The organism is Serratia sp. SM04 (genome assembly GCF_040280225.1).
Taxonomy (GTDB): Bacteria; Pseudomonadota; Gammaproteobacteria; order Enterobacterales; family Enterobacteriaceae; genus Serratia; species Serratia sarumanii.
In genome coordinates, this window is the sequence record NZ_JBEOQT010000021.1 from 487,282 (window position 1) to 510,899 (window position 23,618).

A 23,618-nucleotide genomic window follows, 5' to 3' on the forward strand; every position below is an offset into this window, starting at 1 on the left:
TCAGTGGCACACTATTTCGCAGACAAATAGCCGTAAACCGTCGGAGAACGCAGTGAAAATTCTGGTTGATGAAAATATGCCGTACGCGGCCGAGCTGTTCAGCCGCCTGGGCGACGTGCAGGCGGTGCCGGGCCGCCCGATCCCGCGCGAGGCGCTGGCGGATGCCGATGCGCTGATGGTGCGTTCGGTCACCAAGGTCAATGAAGCCTTGCTGGCCGGCAGCCGCATCGGCTTTGTCGGTACCGCCACCGCCGGCACCGATCACGTCGATGACGCCTGGCTGCAACGGCAGGGCATCGGTTTTTCCGCCGCGCCGGGCTGCAACGCCATTGCGGTGGTCGAGTATGTGTTCTCTGCCTTGATGCTGCTGGCCGAACGCGATGGCTTCCATCTGCGGGATAAAACCGTCGGCATCGTCGGCGTGGGCAACGTCGGTTCCCGCCTGGACGCGCGCCTCAAAGCGCTGGGTGTGCGCACGCTGCTGTGCGATCCGCCGCGCGCCGATCGCGGCGACGCCGGGGAATTCTGGCCGCTGGAGAAGCTGGTGGCCGAGGCCGACGTGCTGACCTTCCATACGCCGCTGAATAAATCCGGCCCATACCATTCGCTGCATCTGGCGGACGCCGAGCTGTTGGCGGCGCTGCCTGACAACCGCATTCTGATCAACGCCTGCCGCGGGCCGGTGGTGGACAACGCCGCGCTGCTGCAGGCGCTGGAAAAAGGCAAAAAGCTGAGCACGGTGTTGGACGTGTGGGAACCGGAGCCGGATCTCTCCTTGCCGCTGCTGGCGCGGGTGGATATCGGCACCGCGCACATCGCCGGGTATACGCTGGAAGGCAAGGCGCGCGGCACCACCCAAGTGTTCGAGGCGTTCAGCCGCCATTTGGGGCAGCCGCAGCAGGTGGCGCTGGCCTCGCTGCTGCCGGTGCCGGAGTTCAGCCAGATCCGACTCAACGGGCCGCTGGATGAAGCGCGGTTAAAACGATTGATGCACTTGGTGTATGATGTGCGCCGCGATGATGCGCCGCTGCGCAAAGTCGCCGGGCAACCGGGCGAATTCGATCGCCTGCGCAAGCACTACCAGGAGCGCCGCGAGTGGTCTTCGCTGGCCGTGCAATGCGATGACAGCGCCAGCGCCGAGCTGCTCGGCAAGCTGGGCTTCAGCGTGGCATAGCGCGTAAGGTTGTCTTAAGCCAACGCCGCTACAGTGAGCGGCAAAGATTATCGGGCGGTGGCTGCACTGCCCGTCTGCTTTTATGAATGAAATACTCTGGAGAAAACCCGATGTCTGACGGCTGGAATATCGCGCTGCTCGGCGCCACTGGCGCGGTAGGTGAAGCGTTGCTGGAATTGTTGCAGGATCGCCAGTTCCCGGTGGGTGAGCTCTATCCTCTGGCAAGCGAACGCAGCGCGGGCGCCAATGTGCGCTTCAACGGCAAGTCTCTTTTGGTGCAAAACGCCGAAGAGTTCGACTGGTCGCAGGCGCAGTTGGCCTTCTTCGTCGCCGGCAGCGACGCTTCCGCGCGCTATGCCGAAGAAGCCGGCAACATGGGCTGCCTGGTGATCGACACCAGCGGCCTGTTCGCCATGGAGCCGGATGTGCCGCTGGTGGTGCCGGGCGTCAACCCGCAGGTGCTGGCGGATTACCGCAACCGCAACATTGTGGCGGTGGCCGACAGCATGGTCAGCCAGCTGCTGACGGCGATCAAGCCGCTGACCGAACAGGCGGGGCTGTCGCGTTTGCACGTCACCACGCTGATGTCGGTATCGTCGCGCGGCAAGGCGGCGGTGGACGACTTGGCCGGCCAGAGCGCGCGCCTGCTGAACGGCATCCCGGCGGAGGAAGGCGTTTTCGGCAAGCAGCTGGCGTTCAACCTGTTGCCGCTGATTGCCGACGAGCAGGGCAGCGTGCGCGAAGAACGCCTGATCGTCGATCAGGTGCGCAAGGTGCTGCAGGATGAAGGGCTGCCGATTTCGGTGAGCTGCGTTCAGTCGCCGGTGTTTTACGGCCACGCGCAGGTGGTGCACCTGGAAGCGCTGCGCCCTCTGTCCGCCGAAGAGGCGCGCAGCGAGCTGGAAGAGGTCGAGGACATTCAGCTGAGCGAAGAGGACGATTACCCGACTCAGGTCACCGACGCCTCCGGCAGCGATGCGCTCAGCATCGGTTGTCTGCGTAACGATTACGGCATCCCCGAGCTGCTGCAGTTCTGGACGGTGGCGGACAACGTGCGCTTCGGCGGCGCGTTGATGGCTGTCGAAACCGCCGAGCGTCTGGTGCAGGAGCAGATGTACTGATGTCTGAGGTGGTCTCGCCCGCTCAGCCGACGCTGAAAATTGCGCTGGGCATCGAATATGACGGCAGCCGGTACTACGGCTGGCAGCGGCAGCAAGAAGTGGCCAGCGTGCAGCAACGCCTGGAGCAGGCGTTGAGCAAGGTGGCGGATGCGCCGATTAGCGTGCTGTGCGCCGGGCGCACCGACGCCGGAGTGCACGCCACCGGGCAGGTGGTGCATTTCGAAACCACCGCGCGCCGCAAGGACGCCGCCTGGACGATGGGGGTGAACACCCATCTGCCGCCGGACATCGCGGTGCGCTGGGTGAGCCCTGTCGCCGACGATTTCCATGCGCGCTTCAGCGCCACCGCGCGCCGCTACCGCTATATTATTTTCAACCATCGCTACCGGCCGGCGGTGCTGCAACAGGGGGTGACGCACTTTTATCACCCGCTGGACGCCGATCGCATGCATCGGGCGGCGCAGGCGCTGCTGGGCGAAAACGACTTCACTTCGTTTCGCGCGGTGCAGTGCCAGTCGCGCACCCCGTGGCGCTGCGTAAAACACGTTAAGGTTACGCGCTACGGCGAATATATTGTGGTAGATATCAAGGCGAATGCCTTTGTGCATCACATGGTTCGCAACATCGTCGGCAGCCTGATGGAGATCGGCTGCGGCAATCAGGATGAGAACTGGATGGCCGAGCTGCTGGCGCTGAAGGATCGCAATCTGGCGGCGGCGACGGCGCGAGCCGAGGGGCTGTATCTGGTTGCCGTGGATTATCCCGACCACTTTGGTCTACCGCGGCCGCCGATGGGGCCGCTGTTTTTGCCCGACGATTAAACGCCGGCACGCCTGAACGCGTCGCTCCCTTGTGCTTCTGCCGGGTGATTGAAACACCCGGTATCAATGAGAGAATTTATGGACATCATCAAGTTTATTATTGATTTCATTCTGCATATTGATGTGCACCTGGCCGAACTGGTCGCACAATACGGCATGTGGGTCTACGCTATTCTGTTCCTGATCCTGTTTTGCGAAACCGGTCTGGTGGTGACGCCGTTCCTGCCGGGGGATTCTTTGCTGTTTGTCGCCGGCGCGCTGGCGGCGTTGCCGACCAACGATCTGAACGTGCACACCATGGTGGCGTTGATGGTGGTGGCGGCGATCCTCGGCGATGCGGTGAACTACACTATCGGGCGGTTGTTCGGCGAGAAGCTGTTCAGCAACCCGAATTCGAAAATTTTCCGCCGCAGCTACCTGGACAAGACGCACCAGTTCTATGAGAAGCACGGTGGAAAAACGATTATTCTGGCGCGATTTGTGCCGATCGTGCGTACTTTTGCGCCGTTCGTCGCCGGTATGGGGCATATGTCCTATCGCCACTTCGCCGCCTACAACGTGATTGGCGCACTGGTTTGGGTGCTGCTCTTCACTTATGCTGGCTACCTGTTCGGCGATCTGCCGGTGGTGCAGGAGAACCTGAAACTGTTGATCGTCGGGATCATCATTGTTTCGATTCTGCCGGGCGTGATTGAAATTTGGCGCCACAAGCGCGCGGCCGCCCGCCAGCAAAAACAGTAAAAACATCGCTTAACCTGTCGGTTCGACCAGTTTTTTGTCCACAGCGTCGGGCCGATATGGTTTAATGAGCGACATTATGGTCTGTTCCTGCGAACAACCCTGAAGCCGATGCCTCAGTCGCCGCGCTTGCCGCGCCGCGAACGGGCATTTTTTCATTGGGGTGTTTTCAGGGGGATTGTTAAAGCATGAACAGCGGACTGGCGTGTGCCAGGTTCAAACAGAAAGGTCATCGATGAGCTGGATTGAACGAATTCTTAACAAGAGCAATATCACACAAACCCGTAAGGCGAGCATTCCTGAAGGGGTCTGGACCAAATGCGACAGCTGCGGCCAGGTCCTCTACCGCGCCGAGCTGGAGCGTAATCTGGAAGTGTGTCCGAAGTGCGACCACCACATGCGCATGGGCGCGCGCGCGCGTCTGCATACCCTGCTGGACGAAGGCAGCGAAGTGGAGCTGGGCAGCGATCTGGAGCCGAAGGACGTTCTGAAATTCAAGGATTCCAAGCGCTATAAAGATCGTCTGGTCGCCGCACAGAAAGCGACCGGCGAGAAAGACGCGCTGGTGGTGATGAAGGGCACGCTGTACGGCATGCCGATCGTCGCGGCCTCCTTCGAATTCGCCTTCATCGGCGGCTCGATGTCTTCCGTGGTCGGCGCGCGTTTCGTGCGTGCGGTTGAGCAGGCGCTGGAGGACAACTGTCCGCTGGTGTGCTTCTCCGCCAGCGGCGGCGCGCGCATGCAGGAAGCGCTGATGTCGCTGATGCAGATGGCGAAAACCAGCGCGGCGTTGGCCAAGATGCAGGAGCGCGGCTTGCCGTACATCTCCGTGCTGACCGACCCGACCATGGGCGGCGTTTCCGCCAGCCTGGCGATGCTGGGCGACATCAACATCGCCGAGCCGAAAGCGCTGATCGGCTTTGCCGGCCCGCGCGTCATCGAGCAGACCGTGCGCGAGAAACTGCCACCGGGCTTCCAGCGCAGCGAGTTCCTGATCGAAAAAGGCGCGATCGACATGATCGTTCGCCGTCCGGAAATGCGCCAAACGTTGGCGAGCATTCTGTCCAAGCTGACCAACCAGCCGCAGCCGCATTTCGATGAGGCCGCGCCGGTCATTGAGCCGGAGCCGCAGGCCGACGCCTGAGGCAAAGACAGATCCCGCCCGGGTTCAGCCGCCACTTTGTGGCTAAGTGACGGCTGATGCCCGTTCCCTGCCGGCCGTGGCCTATCTCGCTGCGGTTTGCAGGCTGGCGGCAGTCACGAAGCGCATCGCCTTTACCGCGGTGAGGGTGGTGCCCTGATGGATTAATGAACCCAAGTTCAGTGATGGGACTCATGCAAAACCACCAAATTCCCCAAGCCACGTCGCCATTGAGCTCGTGGCTTTATTATCTGGAACGTCTGCACAGCCAGGCGATCGAACTCGGCCTTGAGCGCGTACAGCGCGTCGCGGCGCATCTGGATTTACTGACCCCCGCCCCCACGGTGTTCACCGTTGCCGGCACCAACGGCAAAGGCACCACCTGTCGCACCCTCGAAGCCATTCTGCTGGCCGCCGGCCTGCGCGTCGGCGTCTACAGTTCGCCGCATCTGGTGCGCTATACCGAACGCGTGCGCATTCAGGGGGAAGAGCTGAGCGAAGCGGAGCACAGCCGCTCGTTCGCCGCCATTGAGGCCGGCCGCGGCGAAACGTCGCTGACCTATTTCGAATTCGGCACCCTGTCGGCGCTGCAGCTGTTCAAACAGGCGCGGCTCGACGTGGTGATCCTGGAAGTGGGCCTGGGCGGGCGTCTCGACGCCACCAACATCGTCGATCCGAGCGTGGCGGTGATTACCAGCATCGCGCTCGATCACACCGACTGGCTGGGCAACGATCGCGAAAGCATCGGCCGCGAGAAGGCCGGCATTTTCCGCAGCGGCAAGCCGGCGGTGGTGGGCGAACCCGACATGCCGGAGAGCATTCGTCAGGTTGCCGAAACGCTGGGCGCGTCGCTGTATCGCCGCGGCGAAGCCTGGAGCTTCAGCGAGCAGGGCGATCGCTGGCAGTGGCAGGGCGGCGACACGCTGCTGACCGATCTGCCGACGCCGAACGTGCCGCTGGCCAACGCCGCTACCGCGCTGGCGGCGCTGAACTGCTCCCCGCTGGAAATCGACGAACGCGCGATCTTCACCGGGCTGCAGCAGGCGACGCTGCCGGGGCGTTTCCAGATCGTGCGGCGGGAGCCGACGCTGATCCTCGACGTGGCGCACAACCCGCACGCCGCCGGCTATCTGGCCGGGCGTCTGGCCAAACTGCCGCGCGAAGGCGGCAAGGTGCGCGCGGTGGTGGGCATGCTGTCGGACAAGGATATCGCCGGCACGCTGGCCTGCCTGAGCGAGCAGGTGGATGAATGGTACTGCGCGCCGCTCGACGGGCCGCGCGGCGCCAGCGTCGAACAGCTGGCGCAACATCTGAAGGAACCGCGCCGCTTTAATGATGTCGAAACTGCCTGGCGGCAGGCTATGCAGGATGCTGATAAACAGGATATTGTGATCGTCTGTGGATCGTTCCACACCGTGGCGCAGGTGATGGCGGCGTTAGACGAGATGCGGGGAGTGTGAGTGGCGAGTAAATTTCAGAACCGACTGGTCGGAACCGTGATTCTGGTGGCGCTGGGGGTGATCATCCTGCCAGGGCTGCTGGACGGCAAAAAGAAGCATTACGAGGATGAATTTGCGGCCATTCCGTTGGTGCCGAAACCGGGCGACGTCGAGGAGAACGACGTGCTGCCGCCGGTGACGCAACCGCTGCCGGCGCAGCCGCCGGAAGGGGCGGGCGCGCTGGTCGAGCAGCAGGCGGCCAATGAAGCGGCGGCGCAACAGGCGGTACGGCAGAGCGCTCAGCAGCCGACGCAGGTGGCGCCGCCGCCGGTCGAGACGCGTCCTCAGCCGGTGCCGCAGCCCAAGCCGAAACCGGTGGAAACCAAACCGGTGGAAGTGAAAACGAAACCGGCACCGCAACCGAAGCCGGTGGAAGTGAAGCCGACGCCGAAACCTGAGCCGACGCCGAAACCTGAGCCGGCGCCGCAGCCGAAACCGGCGGAAGAAAAAGCGCCGGCAGGGCAAGCCTATGTCGTGCAGCTCGGGGCGCTGAAGAACGCCGCCAAGGCGAACGAGATTGTCGCCTCGCTGCGCCTCTCGGGCTACCGCGCCTTCACCGTGCCGTCAACGCCGGTGCAGGGGCAGATAACCCGCATCTACGTCGGCCCGGACGCCTCCAGGCAGAAGCTGCAGGCGGCGTTGCCGTCGCTGAACTCGATCAGCGGGCTGAGCGGGCAGGTGAAGCCGTACGGCCGTTAAACCCCGCAGGGGCGCAGCACGATGCGCCCCTGAATGAAGGAGTGGTGGAGAGAAAGCGAGAAAAACCGCGCCTTTTACAGGCGAAATCACCTATGTAGGCGCGGCGATTGAGAATTTTTTGATCGCCGCTTTTTATTTGTAACGTGGTAGGAAATCCCCTACGCAAACGTTTTCTTTTTCTGTTAGAATTCGCCGCGAATTGGATGCAGGGGCGATTCATCATTGGAATAGTTCATGGTCTGGATTGATTACGTCATTATAGCGGTAATTGGATTTTCGGCTCTGGTGAGCCTGATCCGAGGGTTTGTTCGCGAAGCATTGTCACTTGTGACATGGGGATGTGCGTTTTTTGTTGCCAGCCATTTCTACTCTTACCTTGCGGTCTATTTCACTCGTTTTGAAGATGAACTGGTGCGAAACGGCATCGCGATCGCGATTTTGTTCATCGCGACCTTGATCGTAGGGGCTATTGTTAACTATGTGATTAGCTCACTGGTAGAGAAAACCGGGTTGTCGGGCACCGACCGGGTGCTGGGCATCTGCTTCGGCGCGCTGCGCGGAGTATTGATCGTCGCGGCGATCCTGTTCTTCCTGGATACCTTTACCGGCTTTTCACAGAGTGCCGACTGGAAACAGTCGCAGCTCATTCCCCAGTTCAGTTACGTCATCAGGTGGTTCTTTGACTACCTGCAGAGCACGTCGAGTTTCTTGCCGACCCAATTGCCGGGGCGGTAGCGCTGATGAGGAAAAGACAACATGTGCGGTATTGTCGGTATCGCCGGTTTCATGCCGGTAAACCAGTCGATTTATGATGCGCTGACGGTGCTTCAGCACCGTGGCCAGGATGCCGCAGGCATCGTCACCATTGACGCCCACAACGGGTTCCGTTTGCGTAAAGCCAACGGCCTGGTGAAGGATGTGTTTGAGGCGCGCCATATGCAACGCTTGCAGGGCAACATGGGTATTGGCCATGTGCGTTACCCGACGGCCGGCAGCTCGAGCGCCTCTGAGGCCCAGCCTTTCTACGTCAACTCGCCGTTCGGCATTACGCTGGCCCACAATGGCAACCTGACCAACGCCCATGAGCTGCGCCAAAAGCTGTTCGAAAGCGGCCGCCGCCATGTCAACACCACCTCCGACTCGGAAATCCTGCTGAACGTGCTGGCCAGCGAGCTGGATCGTTTCCCGCACTACCCGCTGGAGGCCGACAACATCTTTACCGCGGTCGCCGCCATGCATCAGCAACTGCGCGGCGCTTACGCCTGCGTGGCGATGATCATCGGCCACGGTCTGCTGGCGTTCCGCGATCCGAACGGCATTCGCCCGCTGGTGATCGGCAAGCGCACGCTGGAGGATGGCCGCAGCGAGTACATGGTGGCTTCCGAAAGCGTGGCGCTGGATACCCTGGGCTTTGAGTTCCTGCGCGACGTGGCGCCGGGCGAAGCGGTGTATATCACCACCAAGGGCCAGCTGTTCACCCGCCAGTGCGCAGAGAATCCGAAAACCAACCCGTGCCTGTTCGAATACGTTTATTTCGCGCGCCCGGACTCCTTTATGGACAAGATCTCGGTCTACAGCGCCCGCGTGCGCATGGGCCAGAAGCTGGGCGAGAAGATTGCCCGCGAGTGGGAAGATCTGGATATCGACGTGGTGATCCCGATTCCGGAAACCTCCTGCGACATCGCGCTGGAGATCGCGCGCATTCTCGAGAAGCCCTACCGCCAGGGCTTTGTGAAGAACCGCTACGTCGGCCGCACCTTCATCATGCCGGGCCAGCAGGCGCGTCGTCAGTCGGTGCGCCGCAAGCTGAACGCCAATCGCGCCGAGTTCCGCGACAAGAACGTGCTGCTGGTGGATGACTCCATCGTGCGCGGCACCACGTCGGAACAGATCGTCGAAATGGCGCGCGAAGCGGGCGCCAAGCGGGTGTACCTGGCTTCCGCCGCGCCGGAAGTGCGTTTCCCGAACGTCTACGGAATCGACATGCCGAGCGCCAACGAACTGATCGCCCACGGGCGCGAAGTGGATGAAATCCGCCAGATTATCGGCGCCGACGGGCTGATCTTCCAGGATCTGGACGATCTGATCGAAGCGGTGCGCGAAGAGAACCCGGACATCACCCAGTTCGAATGCTCGGTGTTCAACGGCATCTACGTGACCAAAGACGTCGACCAAAGCTATCTGGAATACCTGGAGTCGCTGCGCAGCGACGACGCCAAGGCGCTGCGGGTGCAAACCGAAGCGGAAAATCTGGAACTGCATAACGAAGGCTAACCGCCTGCGTTGATCCATCAGGGTGCATCGCCGCGTCTGCGGCGGTGCGCCTTGCTCCTCTGACTTGCTTATCCCTCGCCATTGCGGCAAAGTCTGCCTGATCTTACTTTTTACGGCAGAGGCCATTTTCCATGAAACGACTCATCATCGGCATTTCCGGCGCCAGCGGCGCCATCTACGGCGTGCGCCTGTTACAGGTTTTGCGCGACGTCGCAGAGGTGGAAACCCATCTGGTGATGAGCAACGCGGCAAGACAAACGCTGGCGCTGGAAACGCCGTACAGCCTGCGGGAAGTGCAGGCGCTGGCCGACGTGGTGCACGATGCGCGCGACATCGCCGCCGGCATCTCCTCCGGTTCCTTCAAAACCCTGGGCATGGCGATCCTGCCATGCTCAGTCAAAACGCTGTCCGGCATCGTCAACAGTTACAGCGACGGGCTGCTGACTCGCGCCGCCGACGTGGTGCTCAAAGAGCGCCGCCGTTTGGTGCTGTGCGTGCGGGAAACGCCGCTGCATTTGGGTCACCTGCGGTTGATGACCCAGGCGGCGGAGATGGGGGCGGTGATCATGCCGCCGGTGCCGGCGTTTTATCACCAGCCGAAAAGCGTGGAAGACATCATCGATCAGACCGTCAATCGGGTGATCGATCAGTTTGATATCGAACTGCCGGCCGATCTGTTCACCCGTTGGCAGGGCGTCAGTTAACATTTTAATCCCCAAATTGGCACATTTGTGCAACACCGCACTGAATTAGGGCGGCGCATGCACCATAATGATCCTACTTCATCACGTTCACTGTTTCATGGCGCCGCCTTGTCGCGGCTGCCAGTGGCGCGGCCCCGAGCGGCCGATTTAATTTTGCGGTTATCGTCCCAGGAAACAGTATTGTGAAGGCCGGAGCCGTTCCCTCCGCCCGTAGCACCTAATGTGGCACGATTACTGCAAATTGATTTGGTGGGGAAAAGTAATGCCCGTAGTGGCATCAAAAAAATCAATTTGAGGGTAATTTATGAAAAAGCTGGTTAAGGTTCTTCCTTTAGTCTTGGCTTTGGCGGCCGCAAACAGCGCATTCGCCGCTATCCCATCGACATTGAAGATCGGCACCGATCCGACTTATGCGCCGTTTGAATCCAAAAACGCCAAAGGCGAGCTGGTCGGCTTCGATATCGATTTGGCCAAAGAGCTGTGCAAACGCATAAATACCCAATGTACCTTCGTGGAGAGCGACTTTGACGCGCTGATCCCATCACTCAAGGCGAAGAAAATCGACGCCATCATCTCTTCGCTGTCCATCACTGAAAAACGCCAGCAGGAAATCGCCTTTACCGACAAGCTGTATGCCGCCAACGCGCGTCTGATCGCGCCGAAGGGCTCCAAGCTGTTGCCTACCGTGGACGCCCTGAAAGGCAAGAGCGTGGGCGTGCTGCAGGGCACCACCCAGGAAGCCTACGCCAACGCCATGTGGCAGCCGAAGGGCGTCACCGTGGTGCCTTACCAGAACCAGGATCTGGTCTACGCCGATCTGGCGTCCGGGCGCATCGACGCCGCCTTCCAGGATGAAGTGGCGGGCAGCGACGGCTTCCTGAAACAGCCGCCGGGCAAAGACTACGCGTTCGCCGGCGAATCGGTGAAGGATGACAAATTCTTCGGCGTCGGCACCGGCATGGGGCTGCGCAAAGCCGATACCGAGCTGAAAGCGGCGCTGGACAAAGCCTTCGCCGAAATGCGCAAAGACGGCACCTACGATAAATACGCGAAAAAGTACTTCGACTTTGACGTCTACGGCGGGTAATCCGCTAACCGTTCCATGCTGTGACTGCGGGGCCGGTGTGCCGGCCCCGATGGTTCGGATCCTAGACCACAGGGTGAAGTAGATGCTGCAAGGCTATTCCCAACTGATTTTCGAGGGGGCTCTGGTGACGCTGGAGTTGGCCCTCAGTTCCGTATTGTTGGCGGTGGTGATCGGGTTGATCGGCGCCGGCGGCAAACTCTCCCACAACCCCCTTATTTCCGGCCTGTTCGGCGCTTACACCACGCTGATCCGCGGCGTGCCCGATCTGGTGCTGATGCTGCTGATCTTTTACGGTCTGCAAATCGCGCTGAACAATATCACTACGCTGCTGGGCTTCTCGCAGATCGATATCGATCCGCTCGGCGCCGGCATCATTACCCTCGGCTTTATCTACGGTGCTTATTTTACCGAGACCTTCCGCGGCGCCTATCTGGCGGTGCCGAAAGGGCAGATCGAAGCAGCGACGGCCTACGGCTTCAGCGGCGCGCAGATCTTCCGGCGCATTCTGTTCCCGGCGATGATGCGTTTCGCCTTGCCGGGCATCGGCAACAACTGGCAGGTGATCCTGAAGGCGACGGCGCTGGTGTCGATCCTCGGCCTGAACGACGTGGTGAAAGCCACGCAGCTGGCGGGGAAAGGCACCTATCAGCCGTTCTTCTTCGCCATCGTGGCCGGCGTGGTGTACCTGATCTTCACGACCGTTTCCAACGGCGTGCTGCTGTGGCTTGAACGGCGTTACTCACTGGGCGTCAAGAGGGCCGAGCTATGATCGAGATTTTGCAACAGTATTGGCAGTCGCTGCTGTGGAGCGACGGCTACCGTTTCACCGGCGTGGCGGTAACGCTGTGGCTGCTGATCGCTTCGGTGGTGATGGGCGGGCTGCTGGCGATCCCGATGGCGGTGGCGCGCGTCTCTTCCATCCGCTGGGTGCGTTTCCCGGTGTGGCTCTATACCTATGTGTTTCGCGGCACGCCGCTGTACGTGCAGCTGCTGGTGTTCTACTCCGGCATGTACAGCCTCGAGATCGTGCGCGGCAGCGAGTTTCTCAATGCGTTTTTCCGCAGCGGGCTCAACTGCACCATCCTGGCGCTGACGCTCAACACCTGCGCCTATACCACCGAGATCTTCGCCGGGGCGATCCGCTCGGTGCCGCACGGTGAGATCGAGGCCGCCAACGCCTACGGTTTCTCGCGCTTCAAGATGTATCGCTGCATCATTTTGCCTTCGGCGCTGCGCACCGCGCTGCCGGCCTACAGCAACGAAGTGATCCTGATGCTGCACTCCACCGCGCTGGCGTTTACCGCCACCGTGCCGGATCTGCTGAAGATTGCGCGCGACATCAACGCCGCGACCTATCAGCCGTTTTACGCTTTCGGCATCGCGGCGGTGCTGTACCTGATCATCTCCTACGTGTTAATCAGCCTGTTCCGCAAGGCTGAAAAACGCTGGATGGCACACGTTAGTCACTGATAAATGACGGGAAGAAAAACCATGTCTGAGAATAAATTAGCCGTCACGGAACTGCACAAACGCTATGGCGACCACGAAGTGCTGAAGGGCGTCTCGCTGGCGGCCAACGCCGGGGATGTGATCAGCATCATCGGCTCCTCCGGCTCCGGCAAAAGCACCTTTCTGCGCTGCATCAACTTCCTCGAGAAGCCGAGCGAAGGCTCGATCAGCCTGAACAACGAAGACATCCGCATGGTGCGCGACAAGGACGGCCAGCTGAAGGTGTTCGACAAGAAGCAGCTGCAGCTGCTGCGCACCCGCCTGACCATGGTGTTCCAGCATTTCAACCTGTGGAGCCACATGACGGTGTTGGAGAACGTGATGGAGGCGCCGGTGCAGGTGCTGGGGCTGAGCAAGGCCGACGCGCACGAGCGCGCGGTGCGTTATCTGGATAAGGTGGGCATCGATGAGCGGGCGCGCGGCAAATACCCGGTGCACCTGTCGGGCGGCCAGCAGCAGCGCGTTTCTATCGCCCGCGCGTTGGCGATGGAGCCGGAAGTGCTGCTGTTCGACGAACCGACGTCGGCGCTGGATCCCGAGCTGGTGGGCGAGGTGCTGCGCATCATGCAGAAGCTGGCGGAGGAGGGGAAAACCATGGTGGTGGTGACGCACGAAATGGAGTTTGCGCGCCACGTTTCCAACCACGTGATCTTCCTGCACAAAGGGTTGATTGAAGAACAGGGGCCGCCGGCCGAGCTGTTCGGCAACCCCAAAAGCCCGCGCCTGCAGCAGTTCCTGTCCGGCGCGTTGAAGTAACTTCAGATCAGCGGGCTTCGGCCCGCTGATTAATCACGTCATCCAGCGCCTGCTCCAGCTCCAGATAGCGGAAGTGGAAGCCGGCCTCCTCCAGCCGCTTCGGCACCGCCCGCTGGCCGCCGAGCACCAGCACCGCTGCTTCCCCCATCAACAAGCGCATGACGAACGCCGGCACCCGCAGAAACGCCGGGCGATCGAGCACGTTGGCCAATTGGGCGGCGAACTGCTCGTTATGCACCGGGTAGGGGGCGACCATGTTGAACGGGCCGGTGAGCGTGGCGTGATCCAGCAGATAAATAATGCCGTTGACCATGTCGTCGAGATGGATCCACGGCAGGTATTGGCGGCCGTCGCCGATCGGGCCGCCCAGCCCGAAGCGGAACGGCGGCAGCATTTTGGCCAGCGCGCCGCCCTGCGGCGCCAGCACCACGCCGGTGCGCAGCAGGCAGACCCGGGTGGCGTCGCTCTGCGCCTGCAGCGCCAGCGCTTCCCAGCGTTGGCACAGCTGGTGGGTGAATTCGTCGTGCGGCGGCTCCTCTTCGGTGACCACCGCCTGCCCCTGATCGCCGTAGTAGCCGACGGCGGAACCGGAAATCAGCACGCCGGGCGGCGTACTGCCGGCCTTGATCAGCTGCGCCAAGCGTTCGGTCAGATCCCAGCGGCTATGACACAGCCGCTGCTTCTGCTGTGCGCTCCAGCGCTTGTCGGCGATAGGTTCGCCGGCCAGATTGATCACCGCATCGAAGTCATCCAGCGACTGCCGGTCGTCCAGCGTGCGCCAATAGCTCGGCTGGTCGCCGAGCCGGGCCCGAGCCCGCCGTTCGTCTCGCGTCAGTACCGTAATATGGTGAGAAAGCGCCAGCAGCCTGGCCGTCAGGCTGCTGCCGATCAATCCCGTTGCGCCGGTGATCAGGATCCGCATGGTCGACCTCCCTGAGTTAGTCCCTGCGATAGCTCATGGTCATGGAGACAGAATCGGCGTAGCGCAGAGCCAGAAGTTTATCTATCTCCACTTCAGCATAGGTCACCCAGGCGTGTTCTTTTACGATATCGAGCACATCCTGCGTTAATTTTTCCAGCAACGCGAAACGGTTATCTTCCACATGGCGGATGATCGCTTTGGTGATGGTGCGGTAGTTGAGCGCATCGGCGATGTCTTCGCTGTTGCGCGCCTTGTCCGCCGGGTAGTGGATCACCACGTTGATCAGGATGTCCTGTCGGTTGTTGATTTCCTCTTCCTTGATACCGATGAACGTGCGCAGCCGCAGATTTTTAATGCGAATAACGGCGTCGGGTTGACTGAAAGACATCAGAGATTCTCCATAGGTCTGATTATTGGCGTTCAGAATACACGGAAAGTAGGGAAATGATAACGCAGGGACGATGTGACTCCCCGGTCGACGGGGAGTCGGGGAAGCACTTAGCCTTGTTCGGCCAGCTTATAGGCGCGCTCGGTCGCCGGGCGGTTGCTGATGCGTTCGAACCAGTTGCGCACCGCCGGGTAATCCGCCAGATCGATGCGCTGGCGCGGATGCGACACCACCCACGGGTAGGTGGCGATATCGGCGATGCTGTAGTTGTCGCCGCCGAGGTACGGGTGTTTTTGCAGTTCGGCTTCCAGCACGCCGTACAGCCGCTTGGTCTCCAGATGATAACGCTCGATGGCGTAGGGCACCGGCTGCGGCGCGTAGTGGTTGAAGTGGTGATTCTGCCCGAGCATCGGCCCGAACCCGGCCACCTGCCAGAACAGCCACTGCAGGGTGGCGGCGCGTTCGCGCAGGCCCTTGCTCAGCAGTTTGCCGGTCTTCTCCGCCAGATACAGCAGGATTTCACCGGATTCGAACAGGCTGATCGGCTCGCCGCCATCCACCGGTTGCTGATCGACGATCGCCGGGATTTTGTTGTTGGGAGAAATGCTCAGAAAGTCCGGTTTGAACTGCTCGCCGGCGCTGATGTTTACGCGATGGATACGGTAGGGTAAGCCGACCTCTTCCAAAAACAAGGTGATCTTGTGACCATTGGGAGTAGGCGCGTAATACAGGTCAATCATATTATAATACTCCTTGTAAAACACCATGATAGAATGAATCATGAATCATTTAGCGTCGAGGGAAACATGAGAGCTTTCTTATATTGCCGTGTTAGTTCTACACATCAAACCAAAAAACAAGGTGGTACTGGGATCACAAGGCAAGAAGCCACCGTCATAGAGTACATCAATGATTATCAGCCTGATCCAAAATTAGGATATCAGCTCAGCTTAGACGATCATGAGATGCTTGATCCAGACCTAGGAAAGTCGGCATATCATGGTTACAACTTCACTAAAGGAGCTTTGGGTGAGTTCAAGCGAAAAGTATTGAGCCGGGAGATTAAAGAGGGTGCGTTAGTCATTGAAAACGTTGATAGATTCAGTCGCCTACCGGAGCATGAAGCTATCCGAGAGTTCAATGATCTGATTCTTGGTGGCATTGATATCCATGAAGTGGAAACAGGTGTGGTGTATAGCAAGAAAATCCCCAATACACTATCAAAATTATCTCACTCAATAGAAAGAGCGTGGGGGGAGAGTGAAAGAAAGTCAACTATTGCAAAAAAGGTATGGAAGGCCCGTAGAGAAACAGTACTTGCTACTGGAAAACCTTTGCCTGCACGTACTCCAAAATGGTTGAAAATAGTTAACAGCGAGTATGTTATTGATAAAAAATATTCAGATGCAGTTAATACAATATTCAAGTTATACACGGAAGGGTATGGTACTGCGTATATCGTAAAGTATCTTAATAATAATGATATGAAGATAGATGGATTATCTTGGAGTACTGCCGCATTGACTAAGATGTATTCGGATGAGAGGTTGATTGGCTGGAAAAGTGGCATGAAAATTTATCCAGCAATAGTGGGTGAGGATGTTTTTAAAAAGGCAAGGGAAATTAAAAACTCTAAAGTAATGCTTAATAAACAGAAGGTTAATAGTTCGCAGAGGTCTATATTTAACTCGGTGGCTCGCTGTGGAAAATGTGGTGCCGCAATGTGTGTTAGCGTAAATGGACACAATAAACTGTATTATTGGTGTTGGAAAAAACGTGGTACAAAAGAATGTGATTTATCCGGCTTTGTGTACGCTTATGCAGAACTAGCGATTTTGCAACATATAAAAAACATTGATTGGAATAAAGTATATCGCGACAGTGATCGTAGTAATGAGCGTTCTGAAGATCTAAATATGGAATTGGCTGAGTTACTTAACTATAAATTAGAAATAGATGAAATAATAAAGACCACTGAAAGACCACCTACTGCTGTGTTACGAGCATTGATTACTACAGAAGAAAAAATTTCTAAATTAGAAGAGGAAATATCATCAATAAAAGCGTCTGAATATCCGTTAGACTTTGATTTTAATGTTGATGATATTACCAATCAAAACAATATAGAGTTAAGACAGAAGTGTAATATACAAATTAAAAAAAGCATCAAGTCAATCTGTTTTAATAAAGATGATAAAGTGATTATTATAGATATCAAGTATTTTACGGATGTATTAAAGCATGTGCTGATACTTGATAATAAAACCGGTGGGGTAGTATCAAGCATTAGCATTATAAAAGAAGATGATGCTATTAACTATAGTAGTGGGTCATTTAAAATTATTGAGCATGAAGATGGTTGTACTTTTGAAGGTATAGATGATGTAAGTGTTACGGACTATTTTATGTTGGCAAACTACATCGGGAGTATCCGCGAGAAACAATGGATCGTCGATGTGATGTATTTACAACATAATATGGATGCAGTACTAAAATAGATATCTGTAATGCTATGTCGATGAATCATTGAAAATGAGTATAGGAAGCTCGCAGAGGTGTTTAAATGCAAAAGACGAACCAATACACGTCCAAGGCATAGAACGCCTTACAGAGCGTTATACGCACTTGTAGAGGGACAAGCAAAGGTCACCAACATGGCCGAAGAAATGCTTGGGGTTGTAGGTTATCCAGTACTTGGCGGTAAACACTTCTGGACGAAGAAATGAGATTCTAAGCCCTATTGAAAATATCCATTGACAACTCCTGATGGGTATGGTAAAGTTCATTTCGAAGCAACTCATACCGCAAGAAAAACAATCTTATCTAATCCCACACTAAAATATCAGTGTGCGGATACCTGTCTGTAAAACAAACTGTTTTCGACATGCTATTAAATTAGCGTGGGGGAAACTATTATTCAAATTATAAAGAGGAATAAAAATATGTCTAATGCAAGAATTAACTCAATTCTCAGTACATTGGTTGATAGTTACATTACCAATATGATTGAACCTACTGGATATAGTACCCATGTTACAATGTACATTGATAATGAAGATGAGGAGTCTAAATTACTTCTTATTGATCCAGAATCAGACACAGGTACATATCGGTTCTACAAGAAAGATGGTGCATTAGTTGTAACCGATTATTTTGATTCTGATGTAGTGTATGGTGTATATAAAGACGAAATGCAATTCAACACTGATTATGATTTACCAGTTAGTTTTCAACATATCTCGGATTTGTTAGATATTTTTATTGAAAATAATGGGTATGCATACATCGGTATTGATTCTCATTTTATTACACATGAAGAGCTTATGAAGCGTGAGGGATGGACTGATCGTCGTATTAAGAAAGAGTTCGGTATCATGCCATTGGATGAGCTAGATCGGGTTCGGTACTATCGGCTTAATGAGGTCATTGCAAAAGAACAAATCTGAAAAAATCCTGATTTCCTGCTATAATAGAGGTGTTCTGGGAGTTATTCACTAAATAAAGGCAGTGATAACTTACTGAGGAACACCCGCATGAAACAACATATAAAAGACTTCATTGTACTATCTACAATATTTGCACTAATAATTTTAGTACTTGCCAATCCATTTAGTATTGTTTGGTCTATTGCCTTCTTATGGGCGGTATTCAATGTCCAAGCTTAATCTTATAACTACATGTGGATTGGTTAAATTACTATTTCTCGAGTTACCAGAACATTTAATTCTCGTAAATGAAATTCTACGATTCTTGCAAGACAACAATTTAGAACTTACCGAAGATATTGATCAATTCAATAGTGTGTTTTGGCTTGCATTATTCACGCTTTATGATGTGAAAATACTAAATACAGATGATGAAAGTACAATTGCTTTTGTGTTCCAAAATGAAAAGCTTGGAATTGCATTAGGTAACGTATTTCATTCTATTTAATAAATATCTCCAAAGAAGCAAAGTAACCCCGTGGTGACAGCGGGGGCTTTTTTGCAATTAAAATTTAGGAAAATGAATTCATGAAAATCAACAAAACAGAACAAGTAACAGTGCGATTAACACCATTACAAGTAGAAGGACTTGATAAACTTATTAGTACTGGAATCGTTAAAACAAGGGCAGCAGCAATACAACATATTATCAATCAGTACATTATTCTAGGAGGTGACAAGAAGTAACGGCAGTAAAGGGAGTATCACCCGCACGTGGTGATACATGTAAACGGAATTTTAAAATGAAAAAGGAAAATAAAAAGCTAGTAGCTGGGATTGGCACGAATGACTTAGCAAACGATATTAAAACACAACAACAGATGGGCTTAACACCAGAACTTCAGCGAAAGTGCTACCAAGCATGGAAAGATCGCCTAGAAGCTGAAAGCATTAAGAAAAGAGCGACTGTCAGTACTGAATGGCTGGCGTACAGTAAATTCGCTAGGTGGTGGCTTGCTACGCACATTGAGGGCTGGTACATCGATAAGGACTGGATCGTTGCAGGCAACAAAGAGTATCACCCAGATAAGTGCGTTTGGATACCTAGCAAGATCAACACGCTGATGAATAGCGGTGGAAAGAATAACGGGTTGCCAAAAGGTGTCTGTATTGAGAAACAGAAATATTATAAAGCACGGTGCTGGGTTGATGATATTAATGAAGCTAAGTATTTCAAAACTGCAAATGATGCCCATAGACAATGGCAGCTCTGGAAGATTCAAGAGATTAACAATGTCCTACGTGAGTTTGCATTTGATCAACGTCTTGATGGACGAGTAATTCAACGTCTTATTGAAGTTAGGGATAATATCCAATCTGATTACGACAACAATATTGAAACGAAATAAAAGAAGCCCCGTGCGTGGGGCTTATCTAAACTAACTAAGGTATTTATAATGGCTGGAAAACAACAAAAAACAGACAACTCAAAATTTATTAGTATTGCTGGTAATAATTCTAAGTACTCGGATCTTACTACTGAAGGTAAAGCGATCGTTATTGATATTATCGGTAAATGTGCAGGCAAGAAAGGCTATCCGAAAGAGAAGGTTTACTACGTATTATTTAATTGCACTGAGATTAGCAGGGACAGAGTGAAGTACTGGCTACAGTACTATCCTAGTGATGATTCAATGCCATCAGAGAACACTGTTCGCAAGTTTCTGACTATCACCAAGCAGCTATCAGAGGCAATGGTAGATGCACATACAAAAGGCATTAAGCTATTCAAAACTTCAAAAGCTGGTCACTATTACCCCACTACGGTACAAAAGTATCAACTAGACAAACTATACAATGATGGAGCTTCAGCCCAAGAGCTTATTGAAGCACTTCAAAATATGATAGACGCGAAGTGATTTACTTTATGTTGCGACCACCTACTTCGCAAGATGGGTGTTTACTTCGCAAGATGGTGTTTTTATCTCGCATGGCGACATAAAATATAGTAGATATATCAATGGTTTACGCACAGTATGTAGTGTTGATTCGCATCTTGCGACCTTATATTAATATTATTCTTCATTCGAATTTTTATAATAAAGAATCGCCAAGTAAACTTGTCGTAGTCAAGCTCGTTCCTCGCTTAACTAAGAAAAAATTAATAGGGATTAAACTTGCGTTTTTTCTCCTTTCAGTCGAAAAGAACGCGGAGTTTTAAGTCTTGCTTCGCCGACATGAAAGTACTAACTGCCTCAAAATAACTGCCTTGTTAGTAGCTAACGCACTTCGTTTGTTTAGGGATCGGGCTGTTAAAGCCCTTACATGGAATAATAGATTTAAGTAGAGAATTTCGGGTTTTTATTATATGAGTCTGCTATTACTAAATTTAAGTCGCTATATTCGCGTGACTGTTCAAATGGATGGGTGATAACAAGTAGTGTATTCGAAGCCCCTAAAAAACACTGCTCCATTGTTTTTGTCAGCGTACTATCATAAGAGTGAACAACATGACATATTAAACCCTCAAAATAAAATCTAAAACTATCTAACTCAATAGTAGAATCTTGCTTTATACTACTAGGTAGTTTTATTTTTTCAGTTATTGGGGTTCTATTATGGTGAGCCCCAATATCAGAAATTTGATTGAAGTACATAGGGAGGAAATATGACTCACCCGAATCCCTATTCAATATCATTGTTCTTATAATTTCAAGTTCACTCTGAGGAAGGTAAATATCATTCATTTCCTCTCTTGCTGATGCTGCTGCTCTCCACAATAAACTAAGAAAAAACAATCTAAGTAAATTACTATCGATAGAGTTGAGTTCTCTAATTTCTTCTTTGATATGATAACTTATTGGTGGGTTTCTCCATTTAGGACCATATCCACTCCAAATAAGTTTATGTTTTCTTAACTCATTAATTGCATGATCATCTATTTCACTGAGTATCTTTTCTCCTTTAGCTGTAACTAGATTATAATCATACCAACTATTGGAACGCCAGCCGGGTTTACTTTCCAATGATGTTTCAATGTATCGTTCTCCAATCTCACTCAGCTTTGTTACAGCCTTTGGAAGTATATGTGATCTTTGAAATGGACCAACATCACCGGTAAGTTGGCAAACTCCGCTTTTCTTTATTTTTTTCTTCTTTTCCATATGTTATTACCTCACGTACTTCCACACACTAGCCGGGATTTTATCGTACAGTTTGCCCATCGTGATTTCTGCTAGTCGATGGTCAGACGCTGCATAGAAACTTTCTAACTCATCATTAGAAAGTTCATACTTGTTCTTATCAATGACTTTTTCTAGGGTTTCAATACTAATACAACGGCGAAGTTGCATTATCCAATCTTGTTTGGTCATACAGGCTCTGTGCTGTGGGAAGGAAGATACAAGTACTGATTCTACACCAAGGCTGCGATGTTGGCGATACGGCCCAGGGCTGGAAAAGTCGGTATGTACTACCACTAGTAGTAATTTTTTTCGCAAACACATTATCTAGTACTAGGTGTTGCTATTACACTCAGCGTGGTGTATGTTTAAACAGCTGTTTTAATGAACAGGCATTCATCAACTGAGAGGCAGATATGACCGAGCAGTCTGTGAAGTTCCATAGTTATGATGAAGTATGCAGCCGTCCCGCCTTCGACCCTACCTATGAGATAAGCCCCAGTAACTTCAAGGGACTAATTGGAACCTACCTTTTCCGGGACGATCAGATCTGTCAGGTGCGTACTGACAAAGGGATATGTCGTCAGAAGCACAAAAATGGATGGCTTGGTACAACTAAGAGCGGCGTTGAAGCTCTGATTGGCTGCCAGTGTGCACAGAATCACTTCAATGCTAGTACAGAATTCAAGCTAGAAAAGAACCGTGTGCTCGATGAATTGGCTAGAAAGGAAGCTTTGGCCAAGATGGCAAACTTTCTATCTGATAAGTTAGGGATGGCTACCGAACTGGTATCTCTTGAGCAGAGTATCAAAGCAGTTGAGCGGCGAATGTCAGCGATTTACGACTTACTGCCAAATGATGCATTGACGTTCTTATACCAGTCACAGCGAACCAGTAATTGGGATGTGTTTGTTGATGTCCAGTATATCAAAGAACTTCAATATGCTGATAACGATGAGCGTGAAGGTGAAGAGAAAAATTTCAAAGAACAATGGATCGCATCACGTCTAGGAAAAGTTAAGCCTTTGTCTACAGAGTTAGATATAAAGAGTTTGTTAGAAAAAGCAATACAGTTAAAGAAATTCTATAATTCTTTTTCAACATTAAGTACTGAAGGCGTAGCTGATATAAGAACTACGCAACTAAAAAAATACGTCAACAGAATAGATCAAAAAGAAGAGTTTAAAAAGCTACTTTTCAAAATGGAAAAGGAAGTTGATGATTTCTTGGTTAAAGATAACTTAGAAATGTTAGTTTACGTATGTGACTCTAAGAAAGAGCAATTTAATACTGTACAAGCAATTATGAAGTTAACAGGATTGAAAGCCAATCATAATTCACATATTGACCGGCGATTGAAAAGCATTATTGCTGAATACGAAAAGAGATTTGATGGGCGTTTAATTCGCAAAAGCATCACAAATTAAATGAGGGAGGGGATACCCCTCCCTCATTTGAAATGCTAGGGGAATTTAAATAATTCATGAATCTCTTTTTTTATATGTTTTTTTATTTTCTTTATTTTTTCTAGCTTTTCCCTCAAATCTGTATGTAAGCTTTTTATTTCATCATGATCCTCCATTCTTAGTGCACCATAAAGGCGAAGGCAGGTGTCATAAAATGTATGCATTTCCTCAAGGTAAAAATAAATATCGGAGCACGGTTTTATATTGAAACGAAGACATGAGTCTGCTCTGTCTTTTAATGATGATATATGAAATGATTTTAGTCTTATTTTATTATACATGTTATTTAAATCTGTATGATTGGGATAAAGACTACTTATGTACCAGTAAAATTCATGCTGTTCAGCTTGGGTACTATCTATATCAATCATGAGTTTCAACGAAAAATCATAACCAGCTGAATTATTTTTCTCTTTAAACCAACTTTTGACATTAAATACCGCCACTAATGTTGCTATTGCAACAAGCCAGTTAGCTAATGCTCCGGCCCAGTTTGCCCATACTCCCCAATCGTTTAATTTTATGTACTGGGTCGCATAAATATTTGCGAACGCATAAGCTAATAATACTGCCAAAATGCATAGAAGTACTTTAACGATGTTATCAACTGTCATTATATCTTACCTGATTGTGGAACTTGTATTGTCCGTACTATTAGCAGTTGATAATATAGTACTATTGATCCGGGTTGTTAGATAGTGGGCGTCACCCT

At 52.8% G+C, this 23,618-nt stretch carries 27 protein-coding genes; 21 read left to right on the plus strand and 6 right to left on the minus strand.

Going from position 1 to position 23,618, the window contains the following annotated elements; all coding sequences use genetic code 11:
* Positions 1 to 52: 52 nt before the first annotated feature.
* The 14 genes from pdxB to hisP all read left to right on the plus strand — a co-directional run bounded on the left by pdxB (position 53) and on the right by hisP (position 13,523).
* Positions 53 to 1,174, plus strand: a complete 1,122-nt coding sequence (gene pdxB, locus ABTW55_RS16775; protein ID WP_043147765.1) for a 4-phosphoerythronate dehydrogenase PdxB — start codon at positions 53 to 55, stop codon at positions 1,172 to 1,174.
* A gap of 110 nt (positions 1,175 to 1,284) precedes the next feature.
* Positions 1,285 to 2,295 carry an aspartate-semialdehyde dehydrogenase gene (locus tag ABTW55_RS16780; RefSeq protein ID WP_033635352.1) on the plus strand — a complete coding sequence of 337 codons (1,011 nt, stop codon included), beginning with the start codon at positions 1,285 to 1,287 and terminating at the stop codon, positions 2,293 to 2,295.
* The gene (gene truA, locus ABTW55_RS16785; RefSeq protein ID WP_033635351.1) at positions 2,295 to 3,116 is read left to right on the plus strand and encodes a tRNA pseudouridine(38-40) synthase TruA; all 822 of its coding nucleotides are present in this window, start codon (positions 2,295 to 2,297) and stop codon (positions 3,114 to 3,116) included. Before ABTW55_RS16780 ends, truA begins: the two co-directional genes overlap by 1 nt.
* 78 nt (positions 3,117 to 3,194) lie before the next feature.
* Positions 3,195 to 3,857: a DedA family protein gene (locus ABTW55_RS16790; RefSeq protein WP_019453745.1), complete on the plus strand. Its 663-nt coding sequence runs from the start codon at positions 3,195 to 3,197 to the stop codon at positions 3,855 to 3,857.
* Between the two features lie 232 nt (positions 3,858 to 4,089).
* On the plus strand, positions 4,090 to 4,998 hold the full coding sequence (accD, locus tag ABTW55_RS16795; RefSeq protein ID WP_025303691.1) for an acetyl-CoA carboxylase, carboxyltransferase subunit beta: 909 nt from the start codon (positions 4,090 to 4,092) through the stop codon (positions 4,996 to 4,998).
* Between the two features lie 191 nt (positions 4,999 to 5,189).
* Positions 5,190 to 6,455 carry a bifunctional tetrahydrofolate synthase/dihydrofolate synthase gene (gene folC / locus ABTW55_RS16800; protein WP_060421955.1) on the plus strand — a complete coding sequence of 422 codons (1,266 nt, stop codon included), beginning with the start codon at positions 5,190 to 5,192 and terminating at the stop codon, positions 6,453 to 6,455.
* The gene (gene dedD / locus ABTW55_RS16805) at positions 6,456 to 7,193 is read left to right on the plus strand and encodes a cell division protein DedD (protein WP_047571191.1); all 738 of its coding nucleotides are present in this window, start codon (positions 6,456 to 6,458) and stop codon (positions 7,191 to 7,193) included.
* A gap of 234 nt (positions 7,194 to 7,427) precedes the next feature.
* Positions 7,428 to 7,928, plus strand: a complete 501-nt coding sequence (gene cvpA / locus ABTW55_RS16810) for a colicin V production protein (RefSeq protein WP_004936119.1) — start codon at positions 7,428 to 7,430, stop codon at positions 7,926 to 7,928.
* Between the two features lie 21 nt (positions 7,929 to 7,949).
* A complete protein-coding gene (gene purF / locus ABTW55_RS16815) occupies positions 7,950 to 9,467 on the plus strand; it encodes an amidophosphoribosyltransferase (protein ID WP_019453742.1) in 1,518 nt (505 codons plus the stop codon).
* Positions 9,468 to 9,598: 131 nt separating this feature from the next.
* Positions 9,599 to 10,171, plus strand: a complete 573-nt coding sequence (locus ABTW55_RS16820) for a UbiX family flavin prenyltransferase (protein ID WP_033635347.1) — start codon at positions 9,599 to 9,601, stop codon at positions 10,169 to 10,171.
* Positions 10,172 to 10,475: 304 nt separating this feature from the next.
* Positions 10,476 to 11,258, plus strand: coding sequence for a histidine ABC transporter substrate-binding protein HisJ (hisJ, locus tag ABTW55_RS16825; protein ID WP_033635346.1), 783 nt, complete (start codon positions 10,476 to 10,478; stop codon positions 11,256 to 11,258).
* Positions 11,259 to 11,340: 82 nt separating this feature from the next.
* Positions 11,341 to 12,027, plus strand: coding sequence for a histidine ABC transporter permease HisQ (locus ABTW55_RS16830; RefSeq protein ID WP_033635345.1), 687 nt, complete (start codon positions 11,341 to 11,343; stop codon positions 12,025 to 12,027).
* Positions 12,024 to 12,728: an ABC transporter permease gene (locus ABTW55_RS16835; protein WP_033635343.1), complete on the plus strand. Its 705-nt coding sequence runs from the start codon at positions 12,024 to 12,026 to the stop codon at positions 12,726 to 12,728. The genes ABTW55_RS16830 and ABTW55_RS16835 overlap by 4 nt, the downstream gene beginning before the upstream one ends.
* 21 nt (positions 12,729 to 12,749) lie before the next feature.
* The gene (hisP, locus tag ABTW55_RS16840) at positions 12,750 to 13,523 is read left to right on the plus strand and encodes a histidine ABC transporter ATP-binding protein HisP (RefSeq protein ID WP_004936098.1); all 774 of its coding nucleotides are present in this window, start codon (positions 12,750 to 12,752) and stop codon (positions 13,521 to 13,523) included.
* Between the two features lie 7 nt (positions 13,524 to 13,530).
* Here the strand turns inward: hisP and ABTW55_RS16845 are convergent, their stop codons facing one another.
* From ABTW55_RS16845 to yfcG, 3 genes are all read right to left on the minus strand, one after another.
* The gene (locus ABTW55_RS16845) at positions 13,531 to 14,445 is read right to left on the minus strand and encodes a TIGR01777 family oxidoreductase (protein WP_033648057.1); all 915 of its coding nucleotides are present in this window, start codon (positions 14,443 to 14,445) and stop codon (positions 13,531 to 13,533) included.
* A gap of 16 nt (positions 14,446 to 14,461) precedes the next feature.
* Complete coding sequence (gene folX / locus ABTW55_RS16850; protein WP_033635340.1) at positions 14,462 to 14,833, minus strand: dihydroneopterin triphosphate 2'-epimerase; 372 nt, start codon at positions 14,831 to 14,833, stop codon at positions 14,462 to 14,464.
* A 110-nt stretch (positions 14,834 to 14,943) separates the two neighbouring features.
* Complete coding sequence (gene yfcG, locus ABTW55_RS16855) at positions 14,944 to 15,573, minus strand: GSH-dependent disulfide bond oxidoreductase (protein WP_033635339.1); 630 nt, start codon at positions 15,571 to 15,573, stop codon at positions 14,944 to 14,946.
* 66 nt (positions 15,574 to 15,639) lie between these two features.
* Here yfcG and ABTW55_RS16860 point away from each other — a divergent pair, with 66 nt between their 5' ends.
* The 6 genes from ABTW55_RS16860 to ABTW55_RS16885 all read left to right on the plus strand — a co-directional run bounded on the left by ABTW55_RS16860 (position 15,640) and on the right by ABTW55_RS16885 (position 20,177).
* Positions 15,640 to 17,331 carry a recombinase family protein gene (locus ABTW55_RS16860; RefSeq protein ID WP_350429272.1) on the plus strand — a complete coding sequence of 564 codons (1,692 nt, stop codon included), beginning with the start codon at positions 15,640 to 15,642 and terminating at the stop codon, positions 17,329 to 17,331.
* A 444-nt stretch (positions 17,332 to 17,775) separates the two neighbouring features.
* Positions 17,776 to 18,279 carry a hypothetical protein gene (locus ABTW55_RS16865; RefSeq protein ID WP_060433683.1) on the plus strand — a complete coding sequence of 168 codons (504 nt, stop codon included), beginning with the start codon at positions 17,776 to 17,778 and terminating at the stop codon, positions 18,277 to 18,279.
* Between the two features lie 205 nt (positions 18,280 to 18,484).
* The gene (locus ABTW55_RS16870) at positions 18,485 to 18,766 is read left to right on the plus strand and encodes a hypothetical protein (protein WP_350429273.1); all 282 of its coding nucleotides are present in this window, start codon (positions 18,485 to 18,487) and stop codon (positions 18,764 to 18,766) included.
* Between the two features lie 80 nt (positions 18,767 to 18,846).
* Complete coding sequence (locus ABTW55_RS16875) at positions 18,847 to 19,005, plus strand: hypothetical protein (protein ID WP_153297018.1); 159 nt, start codon at positions 18,847 to 18,849, stop codon at positions 19,003 to 19,005.
* A 56-nt stretch (positions 19,006 to 19,061) separates the two neighbouring features.
* Complete coding sequence (locus tag ABTW55_RS16880) at positions 19,062 to 19,667, plus strand: hypothetical protein (protein WP_350429275.1); 606 nt, start codon at positions 19,062 to 19,064, stop codon at positions 19,665 to 19,667.
* A gap of 48 nt (positions 19,668 to 19,715) precedes the next feature.
* A complete protein-coding gene (locus ABTW55_RS16885) occupies positions 19,716 to 20,177 on the plus strand; it encodes a hypothetical protein (RefSeq protein ID WP_164134498.1) in 462 nt (153 codons plus the stop codon).
* Between the two features lie 420 nt (positions 20,178 to 20,597).
* On the opposite strand, the gene ABTW55_RS16890 is transcribed toward ABTW55_RS16885, so the two are convergent.
* Both ABTW55_RS16890 and hha read right to left on the minus strand, forming a co-directional pair.
* Positions 20,598 to 21,422, minus strand: coding sequence for a hypothetical protein (locus ABTW55_RS16890; RefSeq protein ID WP_350429276.1), 825 nt, complete (start codon positions 21,420 to 21,422; stop codon positions 20,598 to 20,600).
* Positions 21,423 to 21,428: 6 nt separating this feature from the next.
* Positions 21,429 to 21,632: a hemolysin expression modulator Hha gene (gene hha / locus ABTW55_RS16895; protein ID WP_277312889.1), complete on the minus strand. Its 204-nt coding sequence runs from the start codon at positions 21,630 to 21,632 to the stop codon at positions 21,429 to 21,431.
* 224 nt (positions 21,633 to 21,856) lie between these two features.
* On the opposite strand from hha, the gene ABTW55_RS16900 reads away from it, so the two are divergent.
* Positions 21,857 to 22,867 carry a hypothetical protein gene (locus ABTW55_RS16900; protein WP_164134501.1) on the plus strand — a complete coding sequence of 337 codons (1,011 nt, stop codon included), beginning with the start codon at positions 21,857 to 21,859 and terminating at the stop codon, positions 22,865 to 22,867.
* Positions 22,868 to 22,902: 35 nt separating this feature from the next.
* Here the strand turns inward: ABTW55_RS16900 and ABTW55_RS16905 are convergent, their stop codons facing one another.
* Positions 22,903 to 23,520: a hypothetical protein gene (locus ABTW55_RS16905; protein ID WP_164134502.1), complete on the minus strand. Its 618-nt coding sequence runs from the start codon at positions 23,518 to 23,520 to the stop codon at positions 22,903 to 22,905.
* Between the last annotated feature and the right edge of the window lie 98 nt (positions 23,521 to 23,618).

Excerpts from the sequence above, each read along its gene's own strand:
- purF (WP_019453742.1), top strand. The coding sequence starts at position 7,950 with ATGTGCGGTATTGTCGGTATCGCCGGTTTCATGCCGGTAAACCAGTCG.
- ABTW55_RS16880 (WP_350429275.1), top strand. The coding sequence starts at position 19,062 with ATGAAAAAGGAAAATAAAAAGCTAGTAGCTGGGATTGGCACGAATGAC.
- hisJ (WP_033635346.1), top strand. The coding sequence starts at position 10,476 with ATGAAAAAGCTGGTTAAGGTTCTTCCTTTAGTCTTGGCTTTGGCGGCC.
- ABTW55_RS16820 (WP_033635347.1), top strand. The coding sequence starts at position 9,599 with ATGAAACGACTCATCATCGGCATTTCCGGCGCCAGCGGCGCCATCTAC.
- ABTW55_RS16790 (WP_019453745.1), top strand. The coding sequence starts at position 3,195 with ATGGACATCATCAAGTTTATTATTGATTTCATTCTGCATATTGATGTG.
- folC (WP_060421955.1), top strand. The coding sequence starts at position 5,190 with ATGCAAAACCACCAAATTCCCCAAGCCACGTCGCCATTGAGCTCGTGG.
- truA (WP_033635351.1), top strand. The coding sequence starts at position 2,295 with ATGTCTGAGGTGGTCTCGCCCGCTCAGCCGACGCTGAAAATTGCGCTG.
- yfcG (WP_033635339.1), bottom strand. The coding sequence starts at position 15,573 with ATGATTGACCTGTATTACGCGCCTACTCCCAATGGTCACAAGATCACC.
- ABTW55_RS16870 (WP_350429273.1), top strand. The coding sequence starts at position 18,485 with ATGTCCAAGCTTAATCTTATAACTACATGTGGATTGGTTAAATTACTA.
- ABTW55_RS16885 (WP_164134498.1), top strand. The coding sequence starts at position 19,716 with ATGGCTGGAAAACAACAAAAAACAGACAACTCAAAATTTATTAGTATT.
- ABTW55_RS16860 (WP_350429272.1), top strand. The coding sequence starts at position 15,640 with ATGAGAGCTTTCTTATATTGCCGTGTTAGTTCTACACATCAAACCAAA.
- ABTW55_RS16875 (WP_153297018.1), top strand. The coding sequence starts at position 18,847 with ATGAAAATCAACAAAACAGAACAAGTAACAGTGCGATTAACACCATTA.
- ABTW55_RS16845 (WP_033648057.1), bottom strand. The coding sequence starts at position 14,445 with ATGCGGATCCTGATCACCGGCGCAACGGGATTGATCGGCAGCAGCCTG.
- hha (WP_277312889.1), bottom strand. The coding sequence starts at position 21,632 with ATGACCAAACAAGATTGGATAATGCAACTTCGCCGTTGTATTAGTATT.
- ABTW55_RS16905 (WP_164134502.1), bottom strand. The coding sequence starts at position 23,520 with ATGACAGTTGATAACATCGTTAAAGTACTTCTATGCATTTTGGCAGTA.
- ABTW55_RS16780 (WP_033635352.1), top strand. The coding sequence starts at position 1,285 with ATGTCTGACGGCTGGAATATCGCGCTGCTCGGCGCCACTGGCGCGGTA.
- cvpA (WP_004936119.1), top strand. The coding sequence starts at position 7,428 with ATGGTCTGGATTGATTACGTCATTATAGCGGTAATTGGATTTTCGGCT.
- ABTW55_RS16835 (WP_033635343.1), top strand. The coding sequence starts at position 12,024 with ATGATCGAGATTTTGCAACAGTATTGGCAGTCGCTGCTGTGGAGCGAC.
- ABTW55_RS16890 (WP_350429276.1), bottom strand. The coding sequence starts at position 21,422 with ATGGAAAAGAAGAAAAAAATAAAGAAAAGCGGAGTTTGCCAACTTACC.
- ABTW55_RS16830 (WP_033635345.1), top strand. The coding sequence starts at position 11,341 with ATGCTGCAAGGCTATTCCCAACTGATTTTCGAGGGGGCTCTGGTGACG.
- ABTW55_RS16900 (WP_164134501.1), top strand. The coding sequence starts at position 21,857 with ATGACCGAGCAGTCTGTGAAGTTCCATAGTTATGATGAAGTATGCAGC.
- accD (WP_025303691.1), top strand. The coding sequence starts at position 4,090 with ATGAGCTGGATTGAACGAATTCTTAACAAGAGCAATATCACACAAACC.
- ABTW55_RS16865 (WP_060433683.1), top strand. The coding sequence starts at position 17,776 with ATGTCTAATGCAAGAATTAACTCAATTCTCAGTACATTGGTTGATAGT.
- folX (WP_033635340.1), bottom strand. The coding sequence starts at position 14,833 with ATGTCTTTCAGTCAACCCGACGCCGTTATTCGCATTAAAAATCTGCGG.
- hisP (WP_004936098.1), top strand. The coding sequence starts at position 12,750 with ATGTCTGAGAATAAATTAGCCGTCACGGAACTGCACAAACGCTATGGC.